The organism is Salinicola sp., assembly GCF_982684285.1.
Window position 1 is genome coordinate 1 of the sequence record NZ_CEXLVS010000256.1, and the last position, 5,659, is coordinate 5,659.

Sequence of the window (5,659 nt, forward strand, 5' to 3'; positions counted from 1 at the left end):
TCCACGCTCCAGGTGATGCTCTGATCGCCGCTGCCGACGAAGTCGACGAAACCGGAGCCGGATGCGTCGCGGTCCGTCTGGGATGCCGGCACGACGATGGCGCCGCCCTGCAGCGCCGCCGTCTCGGCTTCATAGACGACGTAGCCGGGCGTCGCGTCCTCGATCAGGACTTCCAACTGGTCGATGTTGGGGCCGGTGTTGGTGATTGCCTGCAGTCGGACCGAGTTGGCGCCGGCCAGCAGTTCGGCCGGGATGTCCAGCGTCTGCCAGGTGTTCCAGGCCGCGTTGCCGCTGACGCCGACGGGCGGTGCGAAGGCGAAGATCCCCACGCTCACGTCGTTGACGAAGACCTCCAGCGGCCGGTTCGCCGTTCCCCCATTGGCGTAGCGAACCCTGAGTACGGCATCGCCGGCATCGGCGGCACTCACATCGACGTCGAAGGTGATGAAATCGGCGGTCGTCGAGCCGAAGTCGGCGTAGCCCCCTGTGATGCCGTCGCTATAGTCGGTGTTGCCATCCAGACCGTAGGCGCCCGGCCGGATGCCGTAGGGCGGATTGGTGGGGCTGGGTTCCGGCGTATCCCCGTCACGAATCACGATCTGGGCGCCGGCTCCGGAGGCGATGACGGCCTGGGACTCGTCCTCGGCCTGGATCGTGGCGATGGTGGTCAAGTCGCCATCCCCTTCACCGGGATCGATGATATCGCCAGGCATGGGATCCAGGCGTATGACCTGGCTCTCGCCCGTGCTGCGATTGAGGGTCATGAGGTAGAGCTGACCGGTGAGCGGGTTCTCGATGATATCCAGCGGATCGACGTACTTGATGACGTTGCCGTCCACATCGCGCAGTACGTTATCGGTCGATACGTTGCCGTTCTCGTCCAGCGATATCCAGCGGATGTCGTCGCCCCCGGAGTACTCGACAAACAGCAGGCTTCCATCCAGCGTGGCGCCGAAGACGTTGCTGGTGTACTCGATCGCACCGTTGGGCGAGCGATTGGTCCCCAATGAGTAGGCGTCGTCGATCCGGTAGTTGCTGTCGGGATTGGTGCCGACGGCGTAATCCCCCGTCGCGTTGGGATCCTTGCCGGCGCTGGGGTTGCCGCCGTTGAGGATATATTCATCGTGCAGCGGGTTGGGTTGTCCGTAGTAACCGCCCTGCTCCACCCGGAACAGCCAGTCGTCCTCGATCCCCACGTTGATCAACCCCTCGTTGTAGGCGGTCGATGGATCGTCCGGTGTGGTACCCCCGGCCGCGGAGCCGTTGGTCGGCGCGTACAGGTTGCCGTTGGAGTGCCAGACCAGATCGTAGGCATTGCGGATGCCGGTGGCATAGACCTTGAGCACCGCGTCCGAGGCGAACGGGTCGTAATATTCGATCAGTACGTTGCCGTTGGCGTCCTGCATCGTCGCGGTGCCGTCCTCGGCAAAGACCAGATACTGGCCGCCCCCCATGTCGATGGGACCGTTCTTGAGATCGCCGTCGTCATCCTCGTAGCGGGTGTTGGAGCCATCCGTCGGCAACGGCTCGGTCGACACGTCGAAGCCGCCCGCCGGCGCATCCCGGTAGGGATCGATCTCAAGTATGCCGGCGTTCAGCAGCCGCTCGGGCCGGTTGCCCCAGGCGCTGTCGTCACCGCCCATGGCGGTATTGGCGCCTTGAGAGACATACAGCAGGTAAGGCGGCACGTCGGGATTGGTCTCGGCGTCGAATGCCGGATTGGCATGGAACACCAGGCTATTGGTGACATGATCACCGTTGGAGCGCGGCAGGCCGTTGATGTAGGTTTCCGCCGCGCCGGAGAAGGTCGCGTCGGTATCGTCGATCGTGATCTTGCTGACCCGCCCGCTGAAATCCGGCACGCCGTTGTCGCGCCCGGTCAACGGGATGGGGTAGTTGTCGGTCACCCACAGCACATTGGGATCGGTGGGGTCGAAGGTCAGACTGACGATGCCCCGGGCTCCGGCATCGGTCTGGAAATAGTCCAGCGCCAGGGTCTGCTCGTTGGAGAGCCCACCGGTCATCGGATCGACGTCGAACCGCTTGATCTCGCCGCCCAGGGTCGATACGTAGATCTTGGAGTAATCGGGAGACATGGTGATGGAGCTGAACAGATAGGCGCCGTCCTCGGCCCCGTTCAACTCCACGTTGGTGTCGAAGGCCACCTCGCTATCCTGGACGGCGGGTTCGCCTCCTGTGACGAACGTCGTGGTCAATTTCTGGAATTCCCGGGTGGGCGCGCTGGGATCTTCGTTGTCGCCGCGATCCTGGAATCCATCGATCACCAGCGTGTAGCTGGTGTACTCGTCCAGCTCCTCCACCGGCGAGATGGTCAGAGAATCGAAGCCGCCAGTGGTGTTGATGTTGAAGGCCACCGCTTCGCCGGTAACGGTGTTGAAGAGCTTCACCGAACCGTCGTTAAGGCTCTCCAGCAGCGCACCGCCGCGCCCCTCGACGACCGAGATACCGATGAAGAAGTCGGAGGTGGGGTCGATGCCGACCGGCTGGGTGCCATCGTCGGCCTGGAGATGAACCTCCACCTGCTGTTGCCCCACCCCGGCCACCGCCCTGGGGTCGGTGAAGTACGCATAGTCCGCCGGCGCTTCACGATCGTCGCCGGGGGTCAGATCCGGCAGCGACTGAATCTCGATGTACTGGATCTCGGTGTTGTCGCTGCCCACACCGATCGAGTCCAGGGTGAGCCGGCCATCGGTCACCTGAACGATCCGCGTGACCAGGCTGGAGCGGTAACCGTCGCTGTCGTTGGTCGGATCGCCGTCCGCCGGGAAACCGTCCGGTCGCATCGAGGCGAAGGGCGTGTTGAACGCGTCGCCCTCGGCGTTGATGAGGTTGACGCTGTCGTAGGCGCCACCACTGTCGCCGATGGAGATCGTGACCTCGTAGTAGCCATCCTCCAGTTCGATCTCCCAGCCGGCGGCCTGGCTGTAACCGGGCTTGTCGAAGCCGGCATAGGTCGCCTGCAGCGGGTCGACATCGGGCAGCGCGCCGCCGCGATTGCCGAGGGCATCGCCGTCCTGCCCGGCGATCGCCATCGGCGTCGTGCCGTTGGCGGTTCCGTCGGCAATCGATGCCGCGGTTACCCAACCGTACCGGACCGTCTGCCCGTCGACCTGCAGCGACTGCTGCCCGAACGCCTGCCCCGTATCGGCAACGTAGCCCTCCGGCGTCGACGTCCCACTGGGCTGGAAGTTGATCTTGACCTCGAAGCGCTCTCCCGGCTCCGGGACCGGATCGCCGCCGCCGTCCGGCAGCGTGCGAATCGACAGATTGGCGATATTGGGTCCGATATTGCCGATGTTGGACAGCCTGACCACGTTGTCGCCGGCGCCGAGATCGATCTCGACCGTGGTCTCCGTCCAGTTTTCCCACCCCGCGCTACTGAGGCCCGTCGAGGCGAAAGCGATCGTCCCCTGGGTCTCGCCGTCCACCGATAGCGCCATCGGGCGGTCATTCACGCCGCTTGCCGCATAGCGAATCGTCAGCAGATAAGTGCCCGCCTCGGCGACGTAGACCGTGAAAGAGCCCGCGTCACCCACCTGCGAGCCCATGTCCAGATAACCGCTACCGGTAAAATCGCCCCACAGACGATCGGTCCCGCCACCGCTCGGCTCGGGGTTGCTGGCGTCGCGAACCACGGTGTCGGCGGCGGAGGAGCCATCGTCGATCCCCAGCGCTTCCCCTTCGATCGACAACACCAGCGTGGGATCCGCCGGGAGCGCTTCGACATAGTCGAAGCTGATCTGGTCGATGTTGGGGCCATTGGGCACACCGCCCTGCGCTGCCGAGGGCAGTGTCAGGGTCAGCGTGTTGTCTGCCTGCGCGAGCGGTACCGATACGCTGACCTCGCTCCAACTGGTCCAGGAACCGGTCGGCGGAAACGACACCAGGGTCGGCTCCGCACCGTTGACCGACACCAGCAGTGGGCGATCGCCCGTGCCGCCGTTGACGTAACGAATGGTGGCGGCGTAGATGCCGACGTCATCCGGTGCGACCTGGAAGGTGACCGCATCCCCCGCGTCGGTGCCGAAATCGACATAGCCGCCGCCCAGGGCCCCCGCCCCCACATTGCCGAGCGCATCGGGGTGCTCGCTATCGACGACCCGGGTCAGCGAGCTGCTGCTGCTGGCGCCGCTGTCGATGATGGAGACCAGGTCGGGGTCTTCCGCCTGGATCACCAGCGACGTCGGCGCCTCGTCCGCGGCTATCGCCGTCAGCGTCAGACTATCGATATTGGGGCCGCCCCCCACCTGGTTCTGGAGGCGGATGACATTGGCACCGCTGTCCAGGGTCAACGTCAGCTTGGCGTGCTGCCATGTCTCCCATCCCCCGGTACCCGAGCCGGTCGACGGAAAAGCCAGGCTACCCTGTGCGACGCCATCGACGAGCACCGACATCGGCCGCGAGGCACCGCTGGCGCCGCTCCCGGCATATCGGACGTCCAGTTCGTAGGTGCCGGCCGTCTCGACCTCAACCTCGAAATAGGCCGCGTCCCCGACCTGCCCCCCCATGTCGAGATAGCCCGGGCCACTCGAGCCGTCCCACAACCCATCGGGCCCGGCAGCCGCCGTGGTTTCGGGGTTGGCCGGATCGCGAACCACGCTATCGGCGACCGAGGCGCCATCGTCCGGGATCAGCGATTCGCCCTGCAAGGTGAAAACGTCGCCCGACCACCCCTGCTCGTTGACGATCTCGATCTCGGTCGACTGTTCGCTCCCCGCCAGCAGCTGACCGCTTGCGTTCTGCGCATCCAGCAGCAGGTTGGTCACCCCCCGCTCCAGGTCCGAAGGCAAGATGAACCGGTAGGGACTCTCGGTGGCCGACAGTTCACTCGGGTTGCCCGCGGAGTCGGTGACCGTCAGGGAGATCGCGGCAACGTCGCTGGCGACGAAACCGCCGCTGTCGATGGGTGTCACCTCGAGCCGATGATTCTCGCCAAGGAGGGCGCGAGTGATGGCTGCACCCTGAGCCAATGACTCGACGACGGCTCCGGTCTGGGCATCGATGACGGATAACGTGAACATGTATGGAGCCCCTACGCATTGTGATGGTGGTTATATGGCGAGCCAGGGATGACCGAAGCTCGCCAGGCGCATGCAGACACGATGCCGGCGCCCCGTATGGGTACTGGCGGGAAATTCCTGTCGTAGTGGTATGAACGACGAAACTCAGGACCAAAGTCTTATCGGTCGCAAGCTATCGCTTCTGGCTGCCGGCGCAAAGTTGAAACTTCTCAAACTGCCAAAACGAGTTTGACGAGCAAGCGCTCCCGATCGCATTGAGCTCGATCTATTTCCGACACGATTTCATCGACTTGCCGAAGCGTTCCCTTTCCCCCATAAGAGACAAATTTACATAAAATTTCAACGCTGATAAATATCAGACCCCAGCATTAAACCGCCACATCGAATAGTCATTACAACTGCGCAAACCGTCTTTAATGCGTCTCTCCATTTTTACTGGACCCGGTTTTCCGCCGGCGTCGCATAAAACGGACGCGCTCACAAAAATCTCTTTAAAAACAATATCAAAAAGTGTGATTTTGCCTACTGTTTACGTAAAACAGGGAGTAAGTAACATTGAAATATGCCACGTACTGCCTTTTGTCGAAAACACTTTGGTGTAGGAGAGCCCTATAAAA

1 protein-coding gene is annotated in these 5,659 nt (G+C 63.1%); it reads right to left on the reverse strand.

Going from position 1 to position 5,659, the window contains the following annotated elements; genetic code table 11:
• A partial coding sequence (locus tag AC3AYF_RS17475) for a carbohydrate-binding protein (RefSeq protein ID WP_487780092.1) occupies positions 1–5,042 on the reverse strand: 5,042 nt, incomplete at its 3' end.
• Positions 5,043–5,659: the final 617 nt, after the last annotated feature.